Here is a 24,426-nt window from a genome sequence, read left to right on the forward strand (position 1 = left end):
TTGTGCATTCCCACAGTTTTTTGCTATTCGCTTATGAGAAACATTTACTGGATTTTTCTCCTATTGGTACTGCTGTTCTCAAAACGCCATGAAGGCGTAGCTCAAGTCAGTCAGATTTTTGGCGTAGAAGTGGTCCCCAATACGGTCGAGGGCTCTCCAATACGATCTGTGGTGATTTTGTTGGAAAAGGAGGGCAAGCAATACCTTGCTGACTCGGCGGAATTGCAGGCCCTCTATGACAATTTCAAACTGCAACCGGGAGGCGTCTTTAGGGAAATGACGGCCGATTTAGCGGTCAGCGCCTTTCTCCGCCAGCCCCAAATCAAGTCAGCCAGTTACAAAGTCTACACACCCGAAATCTCCGGACCCGTCGTACTTGTCATTTCTGCTGTGTTTCTCGGTCCCGGCGAGATAAAGGAAACCCTCCCGTCCAAAAAAGAAACGCGGTTTCCGGTCCTTTTGGAAACAGACCGAAGCAAGCTTGCATTGATCCTCAACGGCGCTTTTGGTTTTTATCATGACCAAAATGCCTTCTTTTCCAAAGGCCCTGAATTTACCCAAGGAAATCCAGTCGCTGACAATGCCGCCGTACGGGGCCCAAGGTTTTGGGGAGAAACGTTTTTGGAGCCGGGTATCGGAGGCATCACCCAAATAGGAAAATCCAAAATATATCCATACGGAGCTGCCTCTTTCCTGATTTCGGCGAGAAACACCACCGATATTTATTCTGAAGGTACGGCAATCTACGGCGCGTTTGAACGTCTTTATGCAGGCGTTTTAATCCCACAGCTCGGAAAAAACAGGAATCTTTCAATTGACCTCTCCGCGGGTCGGCAATTTTTCCAACTCAATGACGGCTTTCTTTTCTCGCGCTTTTCGGGCTCTGCCAATGCGGGTGAAAGGGGAAGCCTGTACTTGAATTCCCGGACGGCCTACCAAATGACCGCTTGGGGAAAGGTCCATTGGAAAAAGTTCAACTTCTCTGCCTTTTTTCTGGAACCGCAGGAATTGTTTAAAGATAGGCAAACCAACACGCGCTTTCTCGGAGGAGGTGTTCTATTCAACGACAATAAACACCTCGACCTCGGACTGCACCACATTTCCATTCAGTCCTCCAAGTCCTCGTATGCGACACCAAACGGAAGAATCCCCTTGGAGGGCCTACAAACCCTCAATCCAAAGGTGTGGATCAACAATATCGCGGGCAAAGGGATATTCATTAAATCAGAATTCGCTTACCAATGGCATTCCAACGCTGAAATGGTCTCCAATGCCTGGTATCTCGGGGGCGGTTTGCTCAAAAAAGCCTGGAAGTTCAGCCCTTCTTTCTATTACAGATATGCGTTCATGAAGGGAGATGACCCAAGTACCTCAAGGTTTGAAAGATTCGACGCACTTCAAACCGGTGGCCTCGGCAACTGGGTACAGGGGATCAATTTCCGGAAGATCATAGGCGACGGCAACCTGATAACCCACCGGGTCGAGGTCAAAGGATACCTGAAAAAGAACATGGACCTGAGTTTCGACTACTTTTTTCTCAAGGCGGATTCGTTCAGCAATCTTGGCTCACTCGCTCCGATCGCGAACCTGACCGAAAAAAATTACGGCCATGAATTCACCACGACCTACCGCTACTTCCTGAAGGGAAACTTCCTATTCCTAGGCCTGTTTTCCTGGGCAAACCCCGGCCCTGCCATCAAGAGCAGTTTTGAATCCGAGGTCTACGATTGGCTGAGCTTCCAGGCATCCTTCTTCATGTTTTACTAATCTCAACTAAAATAGATCCCATGACACTCAACGAAATCAAAAAAGGAGCCGCCATCAACGGCGTCGTCAATGCAGTCATCAACGGCATCATCAACTGGTTTACCTTGGACAAACGCCATCCTTCGATACTCTTGACCCAAGATCAAATTTCTTCCACTGCCCATACCGTTTTTTCAGGCGCTGTGCCCTTGGCCATTTCCTTGGCATTCATCCTGACATCCATCGCGTTTTTCCAAACGAAAGTCGAAAACAAGCCGTCCTACTTCCCTACATTCTTTGTAAAGGCACTGAAGCACAGTGTGTATGCATTCGGACTGGTCGTCATTTTTGCGATTTTGCTCCAGCGAATTGCGGGTGAGGTGGAAGTCAGTCTGCCCCTCGCTGCGATCATCGCGGGGATAATTGCCGGAATTGTCGCTGCGATCGTTGACTTCGAGACCAAGAAATCGCTTTTCGAAAACAAGAAATAATCCAGTCTCTCCCAAGTATTGGCATCACAGAAAAGGGAGTCTTCTCAATCTTTCCGAAAAATATGAACATGCTGATGAGGACATTGTGGCTCTGCCTGCTGGTATGCGCAGCACATCCCCTATTTTCCCAACAATCAAAATCCGAGTCTGCCGGGGTGCCTATCACCAAAGGTACCTGGTTCAGTAGCTTGAGTCTCTCTGCCTCCCAAAAACGGGCTGAAAACGACCGACAGCTATTCGCTACCTATCTCAATGATGGCCGTCGCTCATTCTCAATTAGGCTAGATCCCGGCTATGCCATCAAGGACAACTTGGGTATCGGGCTTGGCCTGCTGTATGGAAGCACCAAAGACATCAGCACCCAACAAGCAAGCGATGGCACCATCTCTGACGTCAGGCTTGCCGAGCGACAAATGGCCTTCCGTCCCTACATTAAGAATTTTATTCCTTTGGGGACAAGCAATAGGTTCTACATCATCGTCCCTACCGAAATCCAAATCGGATATGGCAGTCAGGTAAAAGAAGTCACCACAAACCAAATCCTCACGCGCACATTTTCCAGTTCGGTCTATTATGGACTGGAAATGCGCCCAGGGATGCTGGTATTTGTGCAGCGCAACTTCGGCTTTGAGGTCAATGTCGGTGCCTTTGGACTCAGCAACTCCGCCACACGGGGAACCGCCACCAACCTGCCCGACTCCAAAGTGGTCTCCAATGACCTCAGCTTGAAGATCAACCTGTTTGAATTGTCCCTCGGATTCTCAGTATATCTATGAAAACGACCAAACAACTCTTTTCCTTTGGACTTGTCCTTGGCATGATGCTGCTGACGTTTTCCTGCTTGGACGAACATCATTTTGGCAAGTCCTCTTTGAATCAAATCCTGTACTTTACGGTACCTGGACAAGTTGGCAATACCCAAATCCAAAACGACAGCCTACAAATCAGAATTACTGTGGGCGCTAAGGTGGATGTTTCGAGGTTGTTTGCGGACTCGATCAGCCTCAGTTCCTATGCCAGCATCGCCCCTGGCAAAGGGGATTTGGTGGATTTCAGACAACCGGTGTTTTACCAAGTCACCGCCGAAGACGGTTCGATGGCCAACTACCGCGTCATCATCCAAAAAGAAACGGAAACACCCCAACTCGAAAACTCAGGGTTTGACGATTGGCATACCCCAACAGGTAAAAACTACCTCGAGCCCGGAAAGGACGTAAATACCATTTGGGCATCGGGCAATGCCGGGGTTGTGACCCTTGGTGCCGCGAATGTCGAAAAAACGGAAATTAATACAGGCGATTTTGGGGCAAAGCTTACCACCCGTGATTTGGGTCCTTTGGCTCAATTACTCAAACAAGGCATGGCAGCAGGATCGATGTTTACCGGCGATTTTGTCTTGGACATTGCCAATCCTTTGAACTCCGCCAAGTTTGGAACCCCATTCACCGCCCGCCCAAAAAGCTTTACGATCAGCTATACGTATTCCCCGGGAGCGGTTTACAAAAACGGATCGGGGCAGGTTTTGCCCAAAAAAGACCAAGCAGACATCTACCTTTTGCTTGAAAACAGGGAAGGAAACATCGTCCGCCGCGTCGCTACCGCATGGTTTAGAAGCGGAGATACCGTCAGCGAACCCAAGGAAATCACGATCCCTTTGACTTATGGCACACTGCCTTCCGGTTCCCCTGCCCACTGGCTCCCGGCCAATGGGCTATTCGCAGATGCCAATGTTGAGGTAACTCACCTCAGTTTTGTTTTAGCATCCAGCGCAGAGGGGGCAAACTTTGAAGGTGGTGTCAACAGCACCCTGATTGTCAACAACCTGCGTTTGAATTATTGAGGATGATTCCATGGTTTGTACCTGATTAGCAGTAAAAAAAGCGTTCCTTCTGGATTTCCATGATTTTCAAAAAACCCATCAAAGACTTCATTGTCACATTCTGGACCGGCCTATCTTTCCTGTTGCCATTTGCAGCCATCGGATACATATTTTGGAAAATCATCGAATTCATACTGTCCAGCATGCTGCCCGCACTGGAGGAAATGGGCAAAAACATCGGCGTCGAGGAATACCCAAAAGGGTCTGGACTGTCCGTCATCATCCTCTTTGTTTTCCTGATTGGTTTTTTGTTGAGGCGACGGGCCTTCCGCAGGTACCTCGTCAATTTTGAATCCAAGCTGTTGTTCTATGTGCCTGGATTCAAGTTTTACAAGGCATTGGTGAATCTGGGAGAAGACTCCGAGGATAAGGTCCTCAAGCCCTGTTTGCTAAAGGACGAAGGAATCAGAAAGGTTTGTTTCTTGGTGGAAAGCAACGAAGAATGGGCTACTTTGATGATTCCGGAAGCCCCATCCTTTACGACAGGCGAGATCGTCATCGTGCCACTTCAAAAAATCACGATGCTGCACATGTCCAATTTTGAGGTGACGGGGATGATTCGCAACTATGGGGAAGGGATCCTGAGAAAAATAGAACGGTGATCAGCAAGCTTACTTGTATTCGATCGAATCGAATTGCATCCTACCCTTTTCTGTCAGGTAATCTTCAAACGCTCTGAAAATGCCCTTCAGGTAGATGGGTTTTATCGATTTGAAGCTCTTCTTTGCGTCATACAAAGAATAGGAGATCATCCAAGTAGTGAACAGATTTACATACTGAAACCTAAAAACAGCAAACTCCTCCGGTTTTAGGATACTTTCATTTAACAGGCCTAAACTCACCAAGGTGTTGGCTAACCGTTCCAAGCGCGCCTGACGGTTGAGCCAGGTTTTGAGCAATTGCTCCAACATCACGGATTGGGATTGATGCATCACGGAGAAAAAAAGGATCACCGAGCGATGCTTATACTGCACGTCCATTACCTTTGAAAACAGCGCCGCCAATTTCCCAAAGGTAAGGTCAGGCCCATACTGATGTGCGGCAGTCACCTCAGCCATCTCGGCCTCATATTGTTCGGAGAGACCCACAAACAAATGCTCTTTGGTAGGGAAATGGTTGGTGATGCGTCCGGACGTCATCCCTATTTTCCGCGAAAACTCATTGATCGTCAAAAAAATCCCTTCCTCATTGAACACCTCCCTCGCCTTATCCAAGATCAATTCACGGGTTTTGATGCCTTTGGTGAGTTTTTTTTCCATTTATAGTGATACAGCGGATTAATGGGCAAATTAATTACAAATTCGCAACCGAAAACCAAAATATCAACAAAATCACCTCGGTCGTATCAAGTAAAATCGGATAGTTAAGTATTGATTTCGCCTATCCTCCTCCCCATCTGTGTGAAATTTGGCGTAGGCGCAAGCTGTATCCCAATGGCTAACGTGGTTGGTTTTGAAAGAAGGGCTGAATCTCAAATATTATCCAATCCACTACCTAAAGTCTATACTTAGCCGAGGGAGGAGAGCAAAGGTTTTTTCGTTTTTTTAAGTATCTCCCTCAAGCAAAATAAACTCCAATTGGCAAGGGAAAACTTTTCTGTTTCCCAAAAAGCTTCTCCAAAATAGGTGTGCTGTGATTGGTTATTTTCAGGGGAAAATTCCCAACTTAAGGGCAATCTGCCCGGAAAATCCCGAAATGTCTGCGCTTTCAATACTTCGATAGGCAAAATCGCCCGCAAACCTGTAACCCGCCCCGGCGAGCAAGCGGATATTTTTCGTGAGATTCAGCTCCAACAGCGCGGATGGTTCCACCAGCAGGAAATTGGCCTCTCCAAATTGGGTGGAGGATGCGCCCTCCCTGTCCAACTCCAACTCTGCGCCTCCTATCAAGAGCGGGAAAGTGAAGTGGACCTTTTTGTGCGCCCGCAAAGTGTACTCTACATACCCCCCAACCCATCTAAAATCCATGTAAGTGTTAGGCTCGGTTTCAGATTCAGGCACAAAATCATTCAAGGACAAGTTATAAAATCCACCGATACCGATCTTGTCGCTGAACACCGCACCGGCACGACTCATCCCGACCAATACACTGGAACCATCAAAGGAAGCGCCGGCAACTCCTGCTGTGACGGCAAATCCGACATTTTTGAAGGAATTTTGACCGAGTAGGGTCTCACGTGGTTGTGACTCCTGAGCGGAGAGAATGCCTGTCGATAGCAGCACGATCAAAATCAATATCCGTAGTTTCATCCAGCTTTAGTTTGGTAAAGGCCTTTGTTCAAAGTTTGATACACTTTATGGCACAATCACGGAAAGGAATCGTACAGGTTCGGGTTTTATAAAGAAATCTTTAATTAAAAAAGATTATACATTTATTCACTTTTATTTATTGCTGAAACGGATCAACAACAAGGGTCCGACTCCACAAAACAGCAGCAGCAAGTCAATTCTCACCATTTAGGGCGCGGACGGTAACCTCGTTAAGGAGAAAAGCATCCGAAAAGAAAAAACCAAGGTCATGAAGCCGAAGGTGTCGAGTCGGTTTTGATTTCGCCTCCGTTCCTCCTAAATTTAGGTATACAGACGAGTTCGAACATTTTTTCCATATGCCACACTAACCAAACTTTGCGACCATGAAGACACCTCAAATTCTCCTGGTTTTGACAGTCATCTTTCAACTGTTTCTTATCCAAAAAGTAAGCTCCCAATCCGAAGCGGACCGTTATCCGCAGCGCTTTAGGTACCGATACACGCCGCCGGGGGCATTTCAGGATACAACCAAAACGGCGGGCTTTGACCCATCGCTCTACCATCCCTTTTTTATCAAAAGCAAAGACGGACAATATACCCTCCACATCTCGGCCTACGCCCAACTGCGGTACAATTTGGCCTTGCTTCACAATGCGCCGGACAACGTCAACAGTACTGCTACAGGCTATAATCTTGGACGCTTCAGGACATTTTTGGAAGGAAACTTGACCGATAGGTTTTACTACCACCTGCGTACCAATGTCAACCCATCGGGAAAATTTGAGTTGATTGCGGCCTATATCCAATACAATCTGAACGACAAAAACTGGTTCCGCTTTGGGCGGCAGTTTATGGCACTCAGCTTGGAGGATTGGATGTATCCCCTGGATTTGGCGGCGATAGAATTCAGCGCAATGGATTTTGAGTTTGCCATCTGGAGTTCATTTGGCCTACAATGGCGGCATATCTTCAGCGAAAAATTCAGAAGTTACATGTCAGTCGGCAATGGTTCGTATGGTGGCAGACAGGAATTTCCGGCACCGGCGGCTTCTGACGTGGCCCTGATTGCAAGGGGAGAATGGAATATCCTGGGTGGGTCTTGGGGTAGATGGGATGATATGGTCGGTCGCAAAAACAAATTCGATTACGGCATGCTCTTGGGATTCTCGGTCGGAAACCAAACCCGGTTTGACAAGGAAGTCATCCAAACCGAACCAAACGGAGGAACCCAGGTAAACATTGACTTCAGCACACAAGGGCAAAGAATACACTTTTTCAGTGCCTACAATAGGACTTGGACACGCTTCGAACCGGGAGTTGGGGAGGAGTATTATCGGGAAGGCTTCTACTCGACCTTGGGATATTGGCTGGACAACCAACTGTTTACCTATGCGCGGTTTGATTTTGTGGGTAAGGGAAACCAGCCCTCAGCGACACCGCTAAAGAACTATGCCGCGCCCGGGGCTGGCATCAGCTACTATCCTTTCTTCTTCAACAACAAGGTGCGCTTCACGCTCGAGTTCAACCACCTGACCAATCCGATCGATCAAACGACGGTATCACCGGATGGACAATTGGGATTTGTTCCGAGCAATTATGGCGCGCAATCGTCGATTCGCTTTCAGGCCCAATTTGGTTTCTAGATTCACGGAGAATTCGAATCGGAAAACCTACTTTTTACCTGTTTTGGGAACGGTGTAGAATGGATTGGCCCCGAGTTCGGCCACGATGTACTTGATGGCCTGTTGTGCGCGTACCGAGTTGCCGGCGACGTCCAAGCGCGGGGAAATCACTGCAATGCCAAATTGTCCCGGGAAAAAGGCAATGATACCTCCGCCCACGCCGCTTTTGCCTGGCAGGCCAATATTGTAGATCCATTGCCCCGAATCATCATACAAACCGGCAGTGGCCATGACGGGAGTGATATGGGCGACCGTTTGGTAAGAAACAACCTTCCTGCTCGTGATGGGATTGGTGCCGCCGTTGGCCAAAGTCGCCGCCATTACGGCAAGATCCTTCACGTTGACCGAGACGGCGCATTGCTTGGTGTACAGGTCTGTGGTCTGGATCGGATCCCAATACATCCTGCCGTAAGCGTTGAGAAGCATGGCAATCGCCTGGTTGCGCTGATTTGTTGCCGCTTCGCTCTCGTAGACCACCTGGTTGATATCCAATGTCCGGGCGGCAAAATCGTCATAAGTTCTCTTGATAAGGCTCCATTTTTCATCATAGGTATTGCCCCTGACCAAGCTCGTGGTCGCGATAGCACCTGGATTGACGAAGGAGTTGATCTTCTGGCCCTTGTGCATTTCGATGGCGATGATCGAGTTGAACACCATACCGGTGGCATCCACACCAACCTTGTCCTGAATGATTTGCGGCCCAAAATCCTCGATCACCCTTGCCATGGTAAATACCTTGGAAATCGACTGGATGGAAACCTCGGTATTGACATCGCCCGCCGTGAGGATTTTACCATCTACGGTCACGATAGCAAGTCCAAACAACTCCGGATCGACTTCTGCCAAGACCGGGATATAGTCGGCGTTGGCGCCTTCCTTGAGGTCTTTGAACTTGTTGTAGGCGTTGTTCAGGGCCTTTTGGAATTCCTGCTCGGTCCAAGATCTTCTCTGTGCAAATCCTTGGCTTACGGAAAAAAGCAAAACCAGGACGATGAATGTCCATTTCGGCAAATTGATGGGATTTTGTGGTCTTTTCATGGCGAGTTGTAGGTTATGAAAGTGAAAAATCAGTCTGAAAATTGTTAATGCCGCTGCAAGGCTAAGCTGGCTATGATTTGCTAAATCTACAAAAAAACGAGAGGTGGAAAAAGCAGTATAAACCCCATTTCAGCGGCTAGACGAAAACCCACCGTAGGGATAGGAAAGATGGAAAAAAAAATTTGCCTGCTAACTCGATACAACTTTGTGGTTCAAGCAAACGATAAAGAATGTTTTTCAGTGTATGGGGTATCAATTACCAAGCGAATCGATCTCATACCCATACCTTACTCGGTTTCATTTTAGGGAGAATATCAGGTTTCCATGCGCACAAAGCGCATAAAACGCACAAAGCGCATCAAACGAACCGAAAGGCGGAGGTAGGGCGGAAGTAGTAGGGATAGCGATTGGGACATGGTAGGAACACTGTCAAACCACTGTCGGACCACTGTGCCTACATCATGGGAACATCGTGGGCTGGACAAGCAATAGCAATCGAGTCGGAGGCGGATTTTTTCTTTCAAGGTGGTGCTCTTTTCGGTCAGATGGATGCCTACTGGGATGCTTGATTTTCTCGTTTTTCATAGTTTCTAGCTGAAGAACGGCGCAAAAAACGCAGAATGCGCAGGATACGCACAAAACGCACAGCGGTCTGGGATGTGGTTGGGTTGGACATACGATCGGTGTTAACTTTCTGTGGAAACATCAACTAGACACCTATGGCAAAGCAAGCAACGATGATGAAACTGACAGGTAGTATCGGGAATATCACCTTCTACCAACACAAGAACGGTAACTTCTATGCACGTGAAAAACCCCGTGTTCAAAAGGAAAGATTTCTGCATGCACCGGAATTTGAGGCATCGCGAAAGGCCTCTGCCGAGTTCGGTCAGGCGTCGCGCATCAGCGGGATTGTCAGAAAGGCCCTGCAGCCTGTACTGGACGGCGTAGAGGGTTTTGGGCATTCCAAGCTTACGGCGCTGTTTCGGGAGGTCATTTTATCCGATGGAGTGAATGAACATGGTCAGCGGGATTTTTCCAAAGGGGATCATGGCCTTTATCGAGGTCGTGAACTCGGGAAACAAGCACTGATGCACCAAATGGGCGGCCTGCCGCTGTTTTCCTCCGAAGGGGAAGGCAGGTTCGTCCATTTTGAGTTTGGGCACCTGCACAGGGAACTGCGAATCCCTAGGCCCATTGGTGCAAACTTGTACGGGGTACAGGTGCATGGCATAGAGATTCTGGACAACGGTAATGGTGGTTCAAGGACGGAAAGCCTTGCACTGCCCACTATGGACCTTGGTACTGCCCCGGCCGTATTTGGCATCCAAACCCTGGATTTCGGCAGTGCTGTACCCGAGAACACTGTCCGGATCGCAGCTGTAAGCCTACGCTTCCTTTATTCTGCTGCTGAGATCACAATTCCATACAAAGAGGTAGGTGGGGTTTGTCTTCTTGGGAGGATCCTGTAGCACATAAAAGTCCCCGTAGATTGGGATACACTCCTCAATCCACGGGGATTTGGGTTTTGGCGGCGCTAAGATCATTTGCATTCTTGATTGCGCAAATCGAGTGCAGCACTTTGCCTTGCCTACATTACATGAACGTTTCTTTCTCTCGCTCCGCGAACTCGGAAAAAGTGATGGGCACCTGGCCGGTGATTTGGGCTACCCAATCCGACAACATTGGTGGCTTGGAAAATCTCGGCAGGTAATGCAGCATGATCATAACCAATGCCAGCATTGTGGGTGTCCCCTCTCGGATTTTATGCCAAAGAAACCGAACAGGGTTGGGAGATTCGAATTTGATCGTCTTGCCTATGGTTTCCGATAGCTGTCCTGCCATTTCCCCGAAGGTCATGAGTTCCCCGTTTGTGAGGTCATAGGATTTGTTGATATGGTTTTTGGGCTTTGCCAAAACCTCTGCAGCTACCCTACCGACATCGCAAAGGTCTATCAGTGAAAACTTCGCATCACCGGCGGGAAGGTAAATCCGGCGTCGGGTTCTGATATCCGCGAGCAGCGTGGTGGTGAAGTTTTGCATGAAGTATGCCGGACGAAGGAAGGTGTAGGCGATTCCCGAGGCTTCGAGTAGCTTTTCGATCTTGTGGTGGGGGATCATCGTACTGGTATCCGCACCCTGCACAGACAGGAAAGCGATATGTCTGACCCCAAGGTGCCGTGCCTGTTCGATAAAGGGTCCGAAAATACCCTTGGCGTCGGATAACCGGGGTGGGCGCAGCAGAAAAACGACTTCGATTCCCGCGAGTGCGGGCTCGAAGGTGTCCGGTTCCAGAAAGTCAAAGGCTACCTTTTTGACCGGCATACCCGAAAAAAGACCTGCATCCGCCTGTGGGTGACGAAGTCCCACAAAGACCTGTAGATCGGGATCGTTTTTCCCGACCAAAGCCTTGACCGTTTCCCTGCCTACATTGCCCGAGGCACCTGTGATCAATATATTCATTCCAATACCATTGTGTTAATAGCTTATGAAGGGCATTTGTCCATCATAGGACTTGTCCTTGCAGAGTTTGAGGATGAAATCCGCAAGATCTGCCCGCCCGAGGTTCATGCCACCATTGACGCCGACCCAACCGATACGGTAGCGGTTCCGCGCAGGTTCGGAAGTCAGTCTTGGCCCCCGGACAATCACCCAAGAAAGCCCGCTTTGGCGAAGGACATCGGCATGGGCAATGGCATCCTCCAACAGCCCTGGCGCAAAGGTACGCATCGCCAAACGGATAAATCGGTCCATCAGGCCAGGCTTGTCCTGTTCGGGATAGGGAAGCCCGCCTCCCGATAGTGAAATGATACGTGGAACGTCCTGCCTTTGCATGGCCGAGACGATGTTTTTGGTACCATTGGTCTGTAGCAAGGGCGGGGAATCCTTCACGCGACCAAAAAGACTCACGACGATTTCTGTCCCCGTAATGGCCTTTTCTACAGCCTTTGGGTCGAGGACGTCCCCCTTGACCAAGGTCAACATGGGGTGTTGGATGGTGTTTTTTTCAGGGCTCCTCACGAGTGCCCTGACTTCGTGGCCGTTTTGCAGTGCCATTTTTAGAAACTCGCTTCCCGTCCTGCCGGTAGCGCCGAAAAGTGCAATTTTCATGGATATCTGTTTTTTTTTCAAGTTTACGGGGATCCGGGGAAAAGAATCTCCGAATGAATACCTACCTTTTGGTAAGTATGTCGAGCCAAGCCCAAAACCTTTTCCCGAAATGCCCTATCCGCACCACAATGGAACTCCTTGGGGGCAAATGGAAGCTTTTGGTCATCTCCAAGCTGGCGGGCCGTCCGCTCCGTTATTCCGAGTTGCGGCAGGCGGTGCCGGAGATTTCCGAAAAAATGCTCGCCCAGGTACTCCGTGAATTGGCGGTGGATGGGCTGATCGCAAGGCAACAGGGCGTCGAGAATCATGCACAGTCTAGCTACCTGCTGACTGAAAAAGGCCTCACGGCACTCCCCTTGATCGAAAAAATGGTCGAGTTTGCGAGAGGGTATACCGAATTGGATCGCTGAGTTTTGGTGACTGGTTTCGAGAGGTCGGAAACCACGCGTTTTCATTTCCGAAAAAGGATTGCGAATTAATGAATGATTGATCCGAATGTGGCGGGTTGATTGAATACCCCGCTTTAACTCCGTTTGGAATGGCACATCAGGAACATCGGGGCACCCTTCATTGAAGTCTTTTCCAAAACACGATCTTGTCGTCACCTTCGCGGTAAAAGTCACGTATCACTGCTTCACGGGTATAACCATATTGATCGTAAAACTCTCTGGTCATTTCGAACTCCGGTAAACCGGAAGTCTCGACAAGCAGAATGCGATTCCCTTGGGATCTAAGTAAATTTTCAATATGCCCCATCATCTTTTTTCCGAGGCCTTTGCCTTGGAAATCTTTATGCACTGCAATGAGATAAAGGTTGTATGTGCCTTCAGTCAGGCGCTCGGGAGCGCAATAGGCAACGGCAATCGGGGTACCGTGTTCAAGTTTGGTAAGCCAAATATCCTGGGTATCCGGATTTGAAAAGTAATCTTCTACCATGCCATCAAGGAGGTCCGCGGGAAAAAGCCCAGTTGTATCTATTACTATCTTCAAGTCTGGAAGATCTGCTTTATTTATTGTTCGAATGAAGTCCGACATTTTTTCTATCTGTTTGCGAAAATCCCCCCAAAACTATTGATTGCGGGTGCCGGATACTTGTACGAATCTGCTGTTGTAAGCCTTAGACGGTTTGACACCCAACATGCTTCTGAAGCTTCTACTGAAATGCGGCTGGTCATAAAAACCACTGGTCAACAACGCTGTGAAAAGGTCATCATGGTCATTTAGAAACCGCCTTATCGTTGCCTTTAATTTTGCCCAGATAAGGTATCTTTTCAAGGATATTCCAGTGTTTGACTTGAACAGGTGGGAAAGCCTACTCTCGGATAGGTTGCTGATAGCGCACAAGGTTTGCAACATCTGGCCATATTCCAGGTCATGGGTGTTTAGGAAATCGATCGTATTCCGAACACGTTCATCATATTCAGGTGCCGCATGCCCATTTTGAATTGAATGAACCAAGCTGTTGATGACATTGCTACTCCTTTTGTAATCGGTCGGGTCAAAGAAATATCCTTTGTGAAGATCAATGCTAGCCTGGGACAAACAGGAAACTACGAAGCTGTTGTGGTGCTCTACCATTATGATTTTTATGGCGCAGTTCAAAGCGGACAGTTTATGTTTCAGGTTGGCACCTATAATAGCAAAATTCAGGTTGGGGTGAACTCCTTTCTCGGTTGCTATAGAAAATTCCCCATTTTCGGCCAAAATTACTTCGATTGCCGGATGGCTATGGAACTCCGTCTCGATGCCTTCAAGTTCGAAACTGTAGATACCCTTTCCAATATTGAATTCAAAAACTTTCATTTTTCCCGAACGGCTAAACATTTGTTCAAATCTAGTTTCGTTTGCCCACATTTTAGGGATATTCCAAAGCAAGCAAGCTGAATATGTACCAAAACGACCTCAGGTAGTGTTTGATTTAGCTTAGAAAATGGAATTCCAAGCCCTATCCTTGTATACTTGCTGGGTGCAGCGAAGTGGCTCCGCCAAGAAAACAGATTCAGTTTTTGTTCCCGACGCAACCGGTGTGCGATTGCTAAGCCAAAGTCGATTTTGATGTCTCAACAGGACAAAGACCGGGTTTCCGTTCTGATCTTTGAAAACACAGTTTCTTGGGATTTTGGGCTGATAGTCGAAAAGTATTCATTACATTGGAATTCAGATACTTAATCGGCATTTCTCGATTTCTTATTCTTCATGTAATTGAGCGGATCGTGCCGTGAATCATCTGATAGATTATTGAACCTTAAACATCTATACATCATGCCCAAACAAATATTCATCAACTTGGCGGTCCATGACCCTCAAAAATCACTGGAATTCTACACCGCACTTGGTTTTGTCAACAATCCGCAGTTTTCGGATGACTCGGGAAAATGCATGGTTTGGAGTGAGCATATCTATCTCATGCTACTCAGCCACGAAAAGTTTTCCTGCTTCGCTACCAAACCTATAGCGGACACCAAGAAGTTCGTCGCCGCCTTGTTGTCGCTTGCCATGGAGAAGCCTGAAGATATCGATTTGTTAATGGAAAGGGGACTGGCCGCGGGCGGCATAGAACCGAGTGAACGAAAGGATTACGGATTCATGCAGCAAAGAACCATCGAAGATAGCGACGGTCACACCTGGGAAATTTTCTATATGGATATGGGAAAAATTCCAGGTTGAGTTGTCAAGCATTTGGTTTTCGAGGAGTTACAAAACCCTTGAATACGGCTGAACGGTTGAAAATCCTTTTCATCTCGGTTTGGGATCGCAAATTCCGAATATAGGGTACATTTGGTCAAGTGGTCTGTGAGACGCAGACCACGGTGATGGAAAAAGAAAAGGTTGGCTTCTAATCTTTCAAGCAGCGGCAGGAGTTGCCCACCACTTTTGGGGTTCTAGAGGTCCCCGCAGTAGCGTTGGCAGTCCTCAGGGATATACTCCAAGCCTCCCAATCATTATAGCCTGGATGGGAAGTAGAAGTCCACCAAGACCCAATAGTTCCGAAATAGGCAAATCCATCACCACCAATAGACCGACGCCCACCCGGAAGACCCGTAAAACCTGACTCGTTGGTTGCATTGACATTTGGAGCATCCCACCCGGATACGGATTTCATCTTGCCTCCCGCTACCATTACTCCACCTAAGAAATCTTGCAGAACCTTCCAGTCTGATTCCGTGGGAATATGCCAGCCAGTAGGACACAAGCCCCCAGTGTCCACCGCATACCAATTGTATAGCTTCCCATACACTTTGTCATTGTTGGAATCATTGTAATAATAGGACCAAGCAGGCTGACCTGTTGGATTGCCGCTATTCCAAATAGCATTCCATGCCTGCTGTGAAATCACCTCAGGGATGCCTCCCTCGTAGCGCAGGTTTTCCATGAACCATGTCTGTGAACCTATTTTGACGGTCTTGTAGACATTTCCGTCCCTTGGGTCGGTAAAGACACCGAATTCAGGTTCGCTCTTTACTTTCACCTGAAAAGTCAATGGACTTCCACTGATATGATTTCCCTCTTTATCCTTAAGTTCCGCTGACAGGGTCACCAATGCATTGCTCTCATTGGGCAAGGTCCAATTTACACTTGCCAAGCCATCACTGTTTGTGGAAGTGAACAATTCACCCAGTTCACCATTTGACGGGGGCAGCGACCATGAAATCTCAAAACCGGATTTTTTCCAATCTCCATATTGGGAAAGTGCATCAAGCTTGACCTTAACGAGCAGATTCTCACCCGCAGCATATTCAGCGTTTAATTCAACATCTTTCACAACCCTTACGCAAGCTTCGACAAGTTTGCCTTTATAAAGCTGTAGTGACTCTTTCAAATCTATCCTTGTGGATGGTACGATCGCAAAAGCAAACGCTGATGCTTCGCTTACTTCATATGTGAACTTTGCCGCTTTGTACAGATTAACATATAGATTGGAAGTAGATGCAAGCATTTTGGCAATCGCAGTCTTGTTGAAAAACAAGGTGGCACATTTTTCCTCCTTTACTGCCAAAATCAATAAATCAGCAGCCGTTTTGGTGGTGCTGGAAAGAATTTCCAATGGTGTCATTGATCCCAGATTCGATAACGCCATGCCCAACTCAAGCGAAAGTACCCCTGATAGCTCATTGATACACCCGCTGATGCCTGTGCCCGAAAAGTCGCTCAAAATGATTCCAATAAATGCTTGGGCAAGTTTTTCCGCCAGTGCATCCCTATTTTTTTGGAAGACCAATGGATCGGATTGGTTGATTTCGACGTCGTAGCAATCATCCATCAGCACCGGCGAGATTTTTGAATCGGCCAACTGGTAAATTGGTTTTGGATCAAGCAGCTGACTTTGCGAATTCCCGCCTGCTCGCGGTCTAAATTCTAGATGGACATAGCTGCTCACTTGGTTGAACACCGTCAAACCGTTTTCGCCTTTGACAAAGCTTGCAAAATCTTCCTGCCCGAGATTTAACCTTCCCCCCTCCGGTCTGAAATCTGGGTAAAATTCCGACAGGATAAATGAATTGAATTCCAAAAGTTTCGATATGAATTCAGGCCGTTCGGAAAAAATCGGTTCCCTTTTGCTGAGGATTTCCCCGACAGTCAGTCTCATTGACATGTAGGATTGGTCTTCTTTGATTTTCAGAAGCAATTCTTTCTTCTGCGGCGCAGTCAAAGAGCTATACATCGGGGCAAGCGTCAAAACGCCCTCCGTCACCGTCTCGACATTGACTGTCACCTCGGATTTGGTGCCGTCATATGGAGTCAAGGCTGTGATCTCTCCGGATTCTTGGTCCGTAAAAAACACAACGGATTGAATTCCCTCCGGGGCATACAATTTTTCGCCAGGATTTCCGACTGCCATCGAATCCATGATCGTATTTGCGCGGTAATCGCCGAAATCCAAAGACTTGTCAATTACAACCTTTATCTCTTTGGATCCAAGAGGCTTTGGTTTCTCCAGGTTTGGGGCTTCTGAATCATCCTTTGCACATGCGAAAAACAGTAAAAGCAAAAAAGGAAGTATGTTTACAAATGGGATTTTTGATAGGGACATAGTGGTGGTGAACGAAACTTCCTAAATATATAAATCGGCAAGCGGGTAAATCAAAAATAAGCATTTCAATTGATTCGATCTCTCTTTTCTAAAGCAGGAAAGCCAATTTTCATCCCTAAAAGGATATTTGGCGAAAAACCGCCACCCGATACCTGCCGAGAACCTGTTCACTTACCCAACTATCCTTTGATTTCTAGATTTGACTTTGCGAGGCGGTATACAGCATTGGATCAGTGAGTTTTGGCGATTTCTCCGGGTGCGGAGATAAGGTACGTTCTCGTCTTTTCAATGAGTAAATGCGTGATTATATACCGGGAATTCGGGATTTCAAGCCCTGAAAACCACCATTTGCCAAAAGAAAATTCACGTGGAAATGTGCAAAAAATTCCTGTAATCATCTTACCTTTATCTGGCTGCAAAAACGCCCTGACCTTGGAGTTTTGGGTCTAGAAGCCATGTCAAGTGAGGGTATATAATCAAATGAATTATACAAACTGAAGCACAGAAGGGAAACTATAAGCCAACTAAAATGAAGGAGCGGTTCAGGTCGCTCTTTTTTTGTGGGGATTTTTTGAATCTCGGTTCGGAATTGCAAATACCGAACAGGGGGAGGGTAAACCTATTCCAGCTTATTTTGATTGGTACTTCTTAAAATTCTCAGCCTGCTCAAAAATCTCTACATAGACCTCGTCTCGCTCTACTGGCGGATAGCCAAATTCATCCAATAACAGGATCAAACCTACTTTCAAGGCCGCCTTGATATCATCCCGCTTGTTCCAATCGGGGAATTTTGACTGGCCGTCTACCAAGTCCTTTACGGCCTTTGCCAGTTCTATCAACTTTTCCTCCGGATAGCTGAAGTCGTACTTCTTACAAAGTTCCTTCAAAATGTCATAAAATGCCTTCTCCTCAAAATCAATTCCGAGGGCATCGCCTGCCTTGAATTCCCGGTGTACCTCCCAAATCATATTGGTCAGAGCCTCGGCCATTTCCTCGTAGACTTCGCTCCGCATGATGTCGTTGACGCTTCGGTCATTGTATCGCTCCACGATCGATTGCATTTTTTTGCTGAAGTCGATTCCTTTGATCCTGTTCACCTTCTTGATCTCTTGGATTGCCTTCGCCAAAAGCTGCTGCAACAATTTGATCTTGGTATTGGGCAGCTTGATTTTGTCAATTTTCGCCAAGTAATCTTCGTCAAAAATATCCTGCTCACTCGTGCCTTCCTCTCCCAACTTGAAGATTTCCTCTACGCCGTCGCTCTCCAAGGCATCCTTGATCATTTCTCTGACCTTCTCGTTCATTTGTGCTGTGTCGGGGGCATTGCCTTTGGTAAGTTTGAATACAATGGATCGGACAGCCAAGTAGAAATGGGTGTAATCCCGCTCTGTTTGGGTCAGTTTTTCGCTGCCTGCGCAGATGTCATAGGCTGCCTTCAAGCGCTTGACCAAACCCATAAACCTTGTTTCCAATTCCTTGGTCTGCTGTACAAACTCAGCCGCTAGATTGAGGCAATGAAGTTGCTCCAGGGTATTGCCTTTGAAGTACTTCGTCGTGTCAAACTTGTGCATCAGCCTTCCCAACAGATCCAAATGGTCCTTTACCACAACCAAGGATTTGTCGATATCTTCAAAATTATCCCTGTCACCCTTGTTGTATTGGGCTAGGGCAAGGTTCATTTGCTTTTTGATGCCGATATAGTCGATCACCAAACCCTTGTGCTTGCCTTCAAACTTCCTGTTTACCCGTGAAATGGTCTGGATCAAATTGTGCTGCTGGATAGGCTTGTCGATGTAAATGCTGTCCAAGAAAGGCACATCAAAGCCGGTAAGCCACATATCCACCACGATGGCGATCTTGAAATTTGACTTGGGGTTTTTAAACTGCCGGTCAAGTTCCTTCCTGTCATCCTTGGTACCCAACAGTTTCCAAAGCTCCTCCGGGTCGTCTTGGCTGCGGGTCATGACCAACTTGATGCGCTCGATGGGTTTTAGTTCCCGTCGGTCCTTCTCGGTCAGGTCAGCTCCTTCTGCTGCTTCCCTGATCTCATTCCATTCCGGCCTCAGCGCAATGATGTTCTTGTACAGGGCATAGGCGATCTCCCTCGAACTGCTGACAAACATCGCTTTCCCCTTGACGGTAGCCCCCTCGGAAACGCGCCGCTCGTAGTGCAGGATAAAGTCCTCGGCCACTGCCTTCAACCTTTCGGGATCGCCCAGGATGACGTACATTTTGGCCGTTTGCTCTTTGCTTTTATCGATTTGGTATTCGTTGCTGCCCATTTCGGCGGCCTCTTTGTAATAGCGCTCGATCTTTTCCAATTCCCCGTTTTTCAGGGCAACTTTGGCGGCACGACCCTCATACACAATCCTGACGGTGATTTCGTCGCGCACCGATTCGGTCATTGTATAGGCATCCACGACTTTTCCAAAGACATCCAGTGTGGCGTCAATGGGGGTGCCGGTGAAACCTACATACGTGGCATTGGGGAAGGAATCGTGCAGGTATTTGGCGAATCCAAAAGTCTTCTTGACGCCATCCTCATTTACCTTGAGTTTTTGGTCAAGGTTCACCTGGCTGCGGTGGGCTTCGTCAGAAATGCAGATGATATTGCTGCGGCCGCTGAGGAGTTCCGTGTCTTCGGTAAACTTGTGTATCGTCGTCAGGAATACCCCACCGCTTTGCCTGCCTTGCAGCTTGAGGCGGAGGTAGGCGCGACTCTCCACGCTCTCGACGGTATTGTCCCCGATAAACTGCTTGGCATTCACAAACTGGGCCGAAAGCTGATCGTCCAAGTCCGTCCGGTCGGTAATCAACACGATCGTCGGACTTTCGAAGTATTCGCTTTTCATCAGCAGGCGGGTAAGGTACAGCATCGTGAAGCTTTTGCCACAGCCCGTAGCGCCAAAATAGGTACCGCCCTTGCCGTCTCCATCCGGCTTCTGTGCCTTCTTGATGCTTTCGTACAGGGCACGGGCAGCATAGTACTGAGGATAGCGGCAGACGATCTTTTCTTCCTTCTTGCTGTTATCGGGCAGGTAAATAAAGTTGCGGAGGATGTCCCGAAGGCGATCTTTATGGAACATCCCCTGTACCAAGGTGTACATGCTATCAATTCCATCCACTTCGCTATCTGCCTTTCCTGCCGATCTGGACGGTCCTGCTACCCTCCTCCACGCATAGAAAAACTCGTATGGGGCAAAGAAGGAGCCTGCCTTGTTGTTGACGCCGTCACTGATGACACAGAAGGCATTGTACTTGAAAAGTTCCGGAATGTCCCTGCGGTAGCGTACTGTCAGCTGCCGATAGGCATCGTGGATGGTCGCTTCTTCCCTGATGGCGCTTTTGAACTCAAACACCACGAGCGGAAGTCCATTGATGTACAAAATCCCATCGGGGATGCGCTTTTCCCCGCCCAGGATCTCCATTTGTGTCACAAATCTGTAGCGGTTGGTATCCTTGCCGTAGGACTCGGATAAGGGGCTGGTGAAGTCCCTTTCCTCTTCATCCGCCGCAATCGCCACCGCATGCTCTTCCAAAGGCCTGCGCTGTGAGTTCAAGCCTGCGTAGTCCAGCAATTGGATATATATGTCCTTTTGGCTGCGGTCCTCCCGCTTCAAGATGAACCCATCCGAGAGCATCCGCAAAAACCGCTTGTTGGTCTCGTAGAGGTCCGAGGCGGGAAGTGCCTTTAACCGCAAGATGATCGACTGGATTTCGTAGGTCGTGATTCCCTGATGGCTGTAATGCTCCGCCAAAAATCCCCGCAAATCCTCCTCAATGATGACCTCCTCAGGCTTTCGGACAAGGGCAATACCCAAGGAGTGGGGAAAGCCCTGCTGCCCCAACAACTCTGTAAATGCCTTTTCCAATTGCGATTCGGTGAATTTCATTTTCAAAATCGGATTGAGTAGTTTTTCGTCAATTGATTACCTTCGACCGCGCCTTTTAGAGAATTAATTTTGAACAGTAGTTTACTCGAGAAATCCTTTTAAGATCAGATAACTCCAGAAATAAAGATCTTTACGATTTCCAATCATTCTAATTGGCTAGTCTCCATTTATATACCCGAGTTTTTTGGCGAGAATCTTTGTGCTCCCATTTTGAACTCTTGACAAAATAGCTTCACTAATAGCCTGCGTTTCACTTTGCTCAGATACTTCTATGATCTGTTTCAAATGATCTGAATTTGCTTCCAGGATATTTAAGCAGTCAGAATTGTCGAAAAGAGAAGGCTTGAAAATCGTTCTTAATGCATCAGAAGACTTTTCCTCAAGACTTCCGAATTCGAACAACCAGTTTCCAATAATCGAAAAGACCTGTGGATTATTTTTCGAAGAGTTTATAAACTGATCTCGAAGTGTCTTGAATATTTTTTTCAAAGGCTTGTTCCCCCTTTCAAAACTCTCGATCAAATAGGTGATTGAGTCTTTGTTCAATATCTTTCCAGAAGATGCGATTTCCCCCAAAATTTCCTCTAGCGCTTCCGTTGCGAAACTGTTCCATTTGATATAATCAATCGCTCGCACTAGCTTGAAGCTGTTTGTTGAGAAATCATTAAACACATTCTTCCATTTTTCTTTACTGTAGTTCTCGAAAAAGTTTTCTAACCCAGAGACACATATTCTACTTAGTTCTAAGTCATAGTTTTTTATGACTTCATAAAAGTGCGCACCGTAGCTATCAAATTCTAAATCTTCGGTGTTATATTCAAACCTATCTAAATCTGACAACAGTAAGCGGGGTTCAATTTCATTTGCTTCGCATATTTCATCGAATTTTTTTAACACATTGTTGACAACTGCTGTTTTTTGCTTGGAATCATCGACGACAAGATCCTGTATAACAGATTTTAATAATTCGCTTGAGTTAAAGGAAATTGAACTAATCAATAGATCATCATACTCAATAAAATACAAGATGGAATTCTTTGTTCTCTCTACCACCTCTGGATCACTACGTTTGATAACATCCGCGAAAGGGGTGTTGTAGTTGTATGGAAATTCATTTCCTCTCGCAAGCCTCATCGCAAGCAAATCATAATGGAAGTCACTTTCTTTATTTACTGATGAAAACATACTAAAAATTTGGTCGTCAGGTATTATTACTGGCAATTTGGAGTCTGAAAGCGTCTTTAAAAGTCGAAACATCTCGCTCAGTGGTGTTATATTAGTTGTGTTTTTACCTACTCTCCCAATTAGGGAGTCCCGAAAGTCGGAGAGATCATATTCAAGCTTTAGGTATTCCAATCGGTCGATTTCCTTAAGCTCGGTATCTTTTTTATTGATGAAAAAATCATTTAGTTCTTTTTGATTACAGGATATTCTGAATGATTGGAATCTATTTGGGTAGGCTTGCACGAGGTTGATTATTTGGTAAACTTTTACCTTTTTAGCAGGTAAATTTTGGAATAAATCCCACTCGTCTTGATTGATCTTCATGAGGCTTTTTAAATCCTCAATTATGGAGGCATATTTAACAGAGTCAAAATCCTCTACGTTAGAGTAATCAGCGAGCAGTTTTTTAGCCAATTTTATTTTTTGAGTATTTGAAATTTTTTCAAAAAGAAGTCCCTGTGCTCGTGTCAATTCCAAATACCTAATTTCTACAGTCTTGACTTTATTGAAAATGTCATCCCATATTTCTTGAATCAAATATTTGGAAATTTTCTCTGAGGGTTCCAATGTGTACAATACCTCAATCGGCTTCGAAAAATCCTCAATCCCATCTCTGAGGGTTGTACGAATGATGACAGGAAAAATATTCGTTTTGGCGATTTCCGAGAATTTTGTTTCATCACCGTTTATCAATGCGTTTTTGAGTTGTTTTTTGTAAATGACTTCTAATGAGTTTTCAGGGCTTATTTGATAGGCGAGTGCCGTGATGTATTTTTGAAAATCCTCATCATCTTCATATAAGTAGGATAAGCCTTCGAGGTATTCTTCAGGATGTGTGATTGATTTCAGTGGATCCTTTAGAATATGAGCCTTATGCAATACGAACAAAGCAGTGTATTGGTCAGGGATTTCGTCATTCAAAAGTTTGATTGAGACTATTTCATTTATAAAGGCTATTATCTCCCTTGGAGTGATTTGAGGACGATATACCTCATACGCTTGAACTACTCGTAGATATTCCTTTTCATCAAAATTTTTTATGGCTTCGGTCCATTTGTCTCTTAAAAAATTCTTCCAATCAGAGAGGATGGGGGGTGAGACTCGGTAGACCAAATCAAATGTTTTATTAATATAGTCATCAGCAAAATCTTTTTCACTTTTACCATTCATTTCAGAAAAAGCGTTTTTAATATGCTCTCGGTCAAATGGAACAATTACTTTAACATTATTATATTTTTTATCTGAAAACAAAACATGGAGAGATGACCAAATGCTTTGAATCTGTTTTTTGGGAAGTCTATCAAAATTGTCAAAGACTATAACGAGCTTATTGCTTTTGAGATCATTATCTATAGATTTCATCCATTCAGTGAAGTCTCTAACTGGAGGGTCATTTTCAGAAATAGTCTCAACCTTGGTTTCTTGTTCTTGTTTGTTTGTATAAACTTGAAATGTTTGTTGAGCAGCGAATTTGAATGAGTACCAAAACCTTCCACTTTTGCACCAGTTACTTATAAAATTGAATAAATAAATCCCTAATACTATAAAAATTGGGAAAAGAACTAGTACGAGTTTCCAAACCAAACTATGTATTTCCAAAAAATCTTTAATTGAATCTTTAAAAGTATTAACCGAGGGAATGTAAATGATCGAAAATAGGGAAAAAATAAAACCTATGCTTAAATAAGGTCTATTTACGGTTGTGATTTCTCTTTCCTTACCCAATAACTTTTTAAGGTTATCTTCCCACTTTTTATCGTTATCAATTAGCTTGTTTTTTTTATCTCGAATAAAGTCCGTCAACTCAATTAGAATTGACCTTCTTTGATCATCTTCCTGATGCCCCCAAACATCATAGATGAAGAATTTATAAGTCTTTAGTTTGCTTTCTACAATTTTTACTAAATTACTTTTCCCTGTTCCCCAGCTTCCATCAATTCCAATTATTTGGAATTTTTCGTCCTTCAAAATCTGCGAAATAACTTCAGCTGTTTTTTCTTGAGATTTACCGGCAAATAAATCAGACCCAATCGGTTCATTGGATAGAAATTTAAATACCTTTTTGTTATCCTTTTCCATAT

At 46.1% G+C, this 24,426-nt stretch carries 19 protein-coding genes; 9 read left to right on the forward strand and 10 right to left on the reverse strand.

Going from position 1 to position 24,426, the window contains the following annotated elements; all coding sequences use genetic code 11:
• Positions 1 to 33: 33 nt before the first annotated feature.
• The 5 genes from C943_RS05605 (at position 34) to C943_RS05625 (ending at position 4,718) form a co-directional block, all read left to right on the forward strand.
• Positions 34 to 1,767, forward strand: a complete 1,734-nt coding sequence (locus C943_RS05605) for a hypothetical protein (RefSeq protein ID WP_040479223.1) — start codon at positions 34 to 36, stop codon at positions 1,765 to 1,767.
• Positions 1,768 to 1,787: 20 nt separating this feature from the next.
• Positions 1,788 to 2,237: a hypothetical protein gene (locus C943_RS05610; protein ID WP_008625184.1), complete on the forward strand. Its 450-nt coding sequence runs from the start codon at positions 1,788 to 1,790 to the stop codon at positions 2,235 to 2,237.
• Positions 2,238 to 2,311: 74 nt separating this feature from the next.
• Positions 2,312 to 3,013, forward strand: a complete 702-nt coding sequence (locus tag C943_RS05615) for an outer membrane beta-barrel protein (RefSeq protein ID WP_157198449.1) — start codon at positions 2,312 to 2,314, stop codon at positions 3,011 to 3,013.
• Positions 3,010 to 4,077 carry a PCMD domain-containing protein gene (locus C943_RS05620; RefSeq protein WP_008625189.1) on the forward strand — a complete coding sequence of 356 codons (1,068 nt, stop codon included), beginning with the start codon at positions 3,010 to 3,012 and terminating at the stop codon, positions 4,075 to 4,077. Before C943_RS05615 ends, C943_RS05620 begins: the two co-directional genes overlap by 4 nt.
• Before the next feature lie 59 nt (positions 4,078 to 4,136).
• Positions 4,137 to 4,718: a DUF502 domain-containing protein gene (locus C943_RS05625; RefSeq protein WP_157198450.1), complete on the forward strand. Its 582-nt coding sequence runs from the start codon at positions 4,137 to 4,139 to the stop codon at positions 4,716 to 4,718.
• 9 nt (positions 4,719 to 4,727) lie between these two features.
• Here the strand turns inward: C943_RS05625 and C943_RS21290 are convergent, their stop codons facing one another.
• A complete protein-coding gene (locus C943_RS21290) occupies positions 4,728 to 5,375 on the reverse strand; it encodes a TetR/AcrR family transcriptional regulator (RefSeq protein ID WP_008625196.1) in 648 nt (215 codons plus the stop codon).
• A gap of 387 nt (positions 5,376 to 5,762) precedes the next feature.
• Positions 5,763 to 6,365, reverse strand: coding sequence for a hypothetical protein (locus C943_RS05635; protein ID WP_008625198.1), 603 nt, complete (start codon positions 6,363 to 6,365; stop codon positions 5,763 to 5,765).
• A gap of 383 nt (positions 6,366 to 6,748) precedes the next feature.
• On the opposite strand from C943_RS05635, the gene C943_RS05640 reads away from it, so the two are divergent.
• Positions 6,749 to 8,008 carry a porin family protein gene (locus C943_RS05640; RefSeq protein ID WP_008625204.1) on the forward strand — a complete coding sequence of 420 codons (1,260 nt, stop codon included), beginning with the start codon at positions 6,749 to 6,751 and terminating at the stop codon, positions 8,006 to 8,008.
• 27 nt (positions 8,009 to 8,035) lie between these two features.
• Here C943_RS05640 and glsA read toward each other — a convergent pair whose 3' ends face one another.
• Positions 8,036 to 9,085 carry a glutaminase A gene (glsA, locus tag C943_RS05645; protein ID WP_008625205.1) on the reverse strand — a complete coding sequence of 350 codons (1,050 nt, stop codon included), beginning with the start codon at positions 9,083 to 9,085 and terminating at the stop codon, positions 8,036 to 8,038.
• 719 nt (positions 9,086 to 9,804) lie between these two features.
• Between glsA and C943_RS05650 the strand changes: the two genes are divergently transcribed.
• The gene (locus C943_RS05650) at positions 9,805 to 10,557 is read left to right on the forward strand and encodes a hypothetical protein (protein ID WP_040479227.1); all 753 of its coding nucleotides are present in this window, start codon (positions 9,805 to 9,807) and stop codon (positions 10,555 to 10,557) included.
• A gap of 124 nt (positions 10,558 to 10,681) precedes the next feature.
• Here C943_RS05650 and C943_RS05655 read toward each other — a convergent pair whose 3' ends face one another.
• Together C943_RS05655 and C943_RS05660 are read right to left on the reverse strand one after the other, a co-directional pair.
• Positions 10,682 to 11,548 carry an NmrA family NAD(P)-binding protein gene (locus tag C943_RS05655; RefSeq protein ID WP_008625208.1) on the reverse strand — a complete coding sequence of 289 codons (867 nt, stop codon included), beginning with the start codon at positions 11,546 to 11,548 and terminating at the stop codon, positions 10,682 to 10,684.
• A 15-nt stretch (positions 11,549 to 11,563) separates the two neighbouring features.
• Positions 11,564 to 12,196, reverse strand: coding sequence for an NAD(P)-dependent oxidoreductase (locus C943_RS05660; protein ID WP_008625221.1), 633 nt, complete (start codon positions 12,194 to 12,196; stop codon positions 11,564 to 11,566).
• A gap of 53 nt (positions 12,197 to 12,249) precedes the next feature.
• On the opposite strand from C943_RS05660, the gene C943_RS05665 reads away from it, so the two are divergent.
• Complete coding sequence (locus C943_RS05665) at positions 12,250 to 12,606, forward strand: winged helix-turn-helix transcriptional regulator (RefSeq protein WP_008625222.1); 357 nt, start codon at positions 12,250 to 12,252, stop codon at positions 12,604 to 12,606.
• Between the two features lie 157 nt (positions 12,607 to 12,763).
• Here C943_RS05665 and C943_RS05670 read toward each other — a convergent pair whose 3' ends face one another.
• On the reverse strand, positions 12,764 to 13,186 hold the full coding sequence (locus C943_RS05670; RefSeq protein ID WP_211208864.1) for a GNAT family N-acetyltransferase: 423 nt from the start codon (positions 13,184 to 13,186) through the stop codon (positions 12,764 to 12,766).
• Positions 13,187 to 13,264: 78 nt separating this feature from the next.
• Positions 13,265 to 13,999: a helix-turn-helix domain-containing protein gene (locus tag C943_RS05675; protein ID WP_157198451.1), complete on the reverse strand. Its 735-nt coding sequence runs from the start codon at positions 13,997 to 13,999 to the stop codon at positions 13,265 to 13,267.
• Between the two features lie 459 nt (positions 14,000 to 14,458).
• Here C943_RS05675 and C943_RS05680 point away from each other — a divergent pair, with 459 nt between their 5' ends.
• Positions 14,459 to 14,863: a VOC family protein gene (locus tag C943_RS05680; RefSeq protein WP_008625226.1), complete on the forward strand. Its 405-nt coding sequence runs from the start codon at positions 14,459 to 14,461 to the stop codon at positions 14,861 to 14,863.
• 169 nt (positions 14,864 to 15,032) lie between these two features.
• Here the strand turns inward: C943_RS05680 and C943_RS22335 are convergent, their stop codons facing one another.
• From C943_RS22335 to C943_RS05695, 3 genes are all read right to left on the reverse strand, one after another.
• Positions 15,033 to 17,186 (reverse strand): fibrobacter succinogenes major paralogous domain-containing protein, encoded by a 2,154-nt coding sequence (locus C943_RS22335; protein ID WP_211208865.1) that lies wholly within the window; start codon positions 17,184 to 17,186, stop codon positions 15,033 to 15,035.
• Between the two features lie 671 nt (positions 17,187 to 17,857).
• Positions 17,858 to 21,121, reverse strand: a complete 3,264-nt coding sequence (locus C943_RS05690; protein WP_008625236.1) for a type I restriction endonuclease subunit R — start codon at positions 21,119 to 21,121, stop codon at positions 17,858 to 17,860.
• Between the two features lie 156 nt (positions 21,122 to 21,277).
• Positions 21,278 to 24,424 (reverse strand): P-loop NTPase fold protein, encoded by a 3,147-nt coding sequence (locus tag C943_RS05695; protein ID WP_008625237.1) that lies wholly within the window; start codon positions 24,422 to 24,424, stop codon positions 21,278 to 21,280.
• Positions 24,425 to 24,426: the final 2 nt, after the last annotated feature.

Origin of the sequence: Mariniradius saccharolyticus AK6, assembly GCF_000330725.2 — a bacterium.
Taxonomy (GTDB): Bacteria; Bacteroidota; Bacteroidia; order Cytophagales; family Cyclobacteriaceae; genus Mariniradius; species Mariniradius saccharolyticus.

What these genes read in the sequence shown, in the direction of transcription:
- C943_RS05690 (WP_008625236.1), bottom strand. Translation starts at nt 21,121, where the DNA reads ATGAAATTCACCGAATCGCAATTGGAAAAGGCATTTACAGAGTTGTTG.
- C943_RS05665 (WP_008625222.1), top strand. Translation starts at nt 12,250, where the DNA reads ATGAATACCTACCTTTTGGTAAGTATGTCGAGCCAAGCCCAAAACCTT.
- C943_RS05680 (WP_008625226.1), top strand. Translation starts at nt 14,459, where the DNA reads ATGCCCAAACAAATATTCATCAACTTGGCGGTCCATGACCCTCAAAAA.
- C943_RS05635 (WP_008625198.1), bottom strand. Translation starts at nt 6,365, where the DNA reads ATGAAACTACGGATATTGATTTTGATCGTGCTGCTATCGACAGGCATT.
- C943_RS05640 (WP_008625204.1), top strand. Translation starts at nt 6,749, where the DNA reads ATGAAGACACCTCAAATTCTCCTGGTTTTGACAGTCATCTTTCAACTG.
- C943_RS05620 (WP_008625189.1), top strand. Translation starts at nt 3,010, where the DNA reads ATGAAAACGACCAAACAACTCTTTTCCTTTGGACTTGTCCTTGGCATG.
- C943_RS05610 (WP_008625184.1), top strand. Translation starts at nt 1,788, where the DNA reads ATGACACTCAACGAAATCAAAAAAGGAGCCGCCATCAACGGCGTCGTC.
- C943_RS05655 (WP_008625208.1), bottom strand. Translation starts at nt 11,548, where the DNA reads ATGAATATATTGATCACAGGTGCCTCGGGCAATGTAGGCAGGGAAACG.
- C943_RS05605 (WP_040479223.1), top strand. Translation starts at nt 34, where the DNA reads ATGAGAAACATTTACTGGATTTTTCTCCTATTGGTACTGCTGTTCTCA.
- C943_RS21290 (WP_008625196.1), bottom strand. Translation starts at nt 5,375, where the DNA reads ATGGAAAAAAAACTCACCAAAGGCATCAAAACCCGTGAATTGATCTTG.
- glsA (WP_008625205.1), bottom strand. Translation starts at nt 9,085, where the DNA reads ATGAAAAGACCACAAAATCCCATCAATTTGCCGAAATGGACATTCATC.
- C943_RS05650 (WP_040479227.1), top strand. Translation starts at nt 9,805, where the DNA reads ATGGCAAAGCAAGCAACGATGATGAAACTGACAGGTAGTATCGGGAAT.
- C943_RS05615 (WP_157198449.1), top strand. Translation starts at nt 2,312, where the DNA reads ATGAGGACATTGTGGCTCTGCCTGCTGGTATGCGCAGCACATCCCCTA.
- C943_RS05695 (WP_008625237.1), bottom strand. Translation starts at nt 24,424, where the DNA reads ATGGAAAAGGATAACAAAAAGGTATTTAAATTTCTATCCAATGAACCG.
- C943_RS05660 (WP_008625221.1), bottom strand. Translation starts at nt 12,196, where the DNA reads ATGAAAATTGCACTTTTCGGCGCTACCGGCAGGACGGGAAGCGAGTTT.
- C943_RS05625 (WP_157198450.1), top strand. Translation starts at nt 4,137, where the DNA reads ATGATTTTCAAAAAACCCATCAAAGACTTCATTGTCACATTCTGGACC.
- C943_RS05675 (WP_157198451.1), bottom strand. Translation starts at nt 13,999, where the DNA reads ATGAAAGTTTTTGAATTCAATATTGGAAAGGGTATCTACAGTTTCGAA.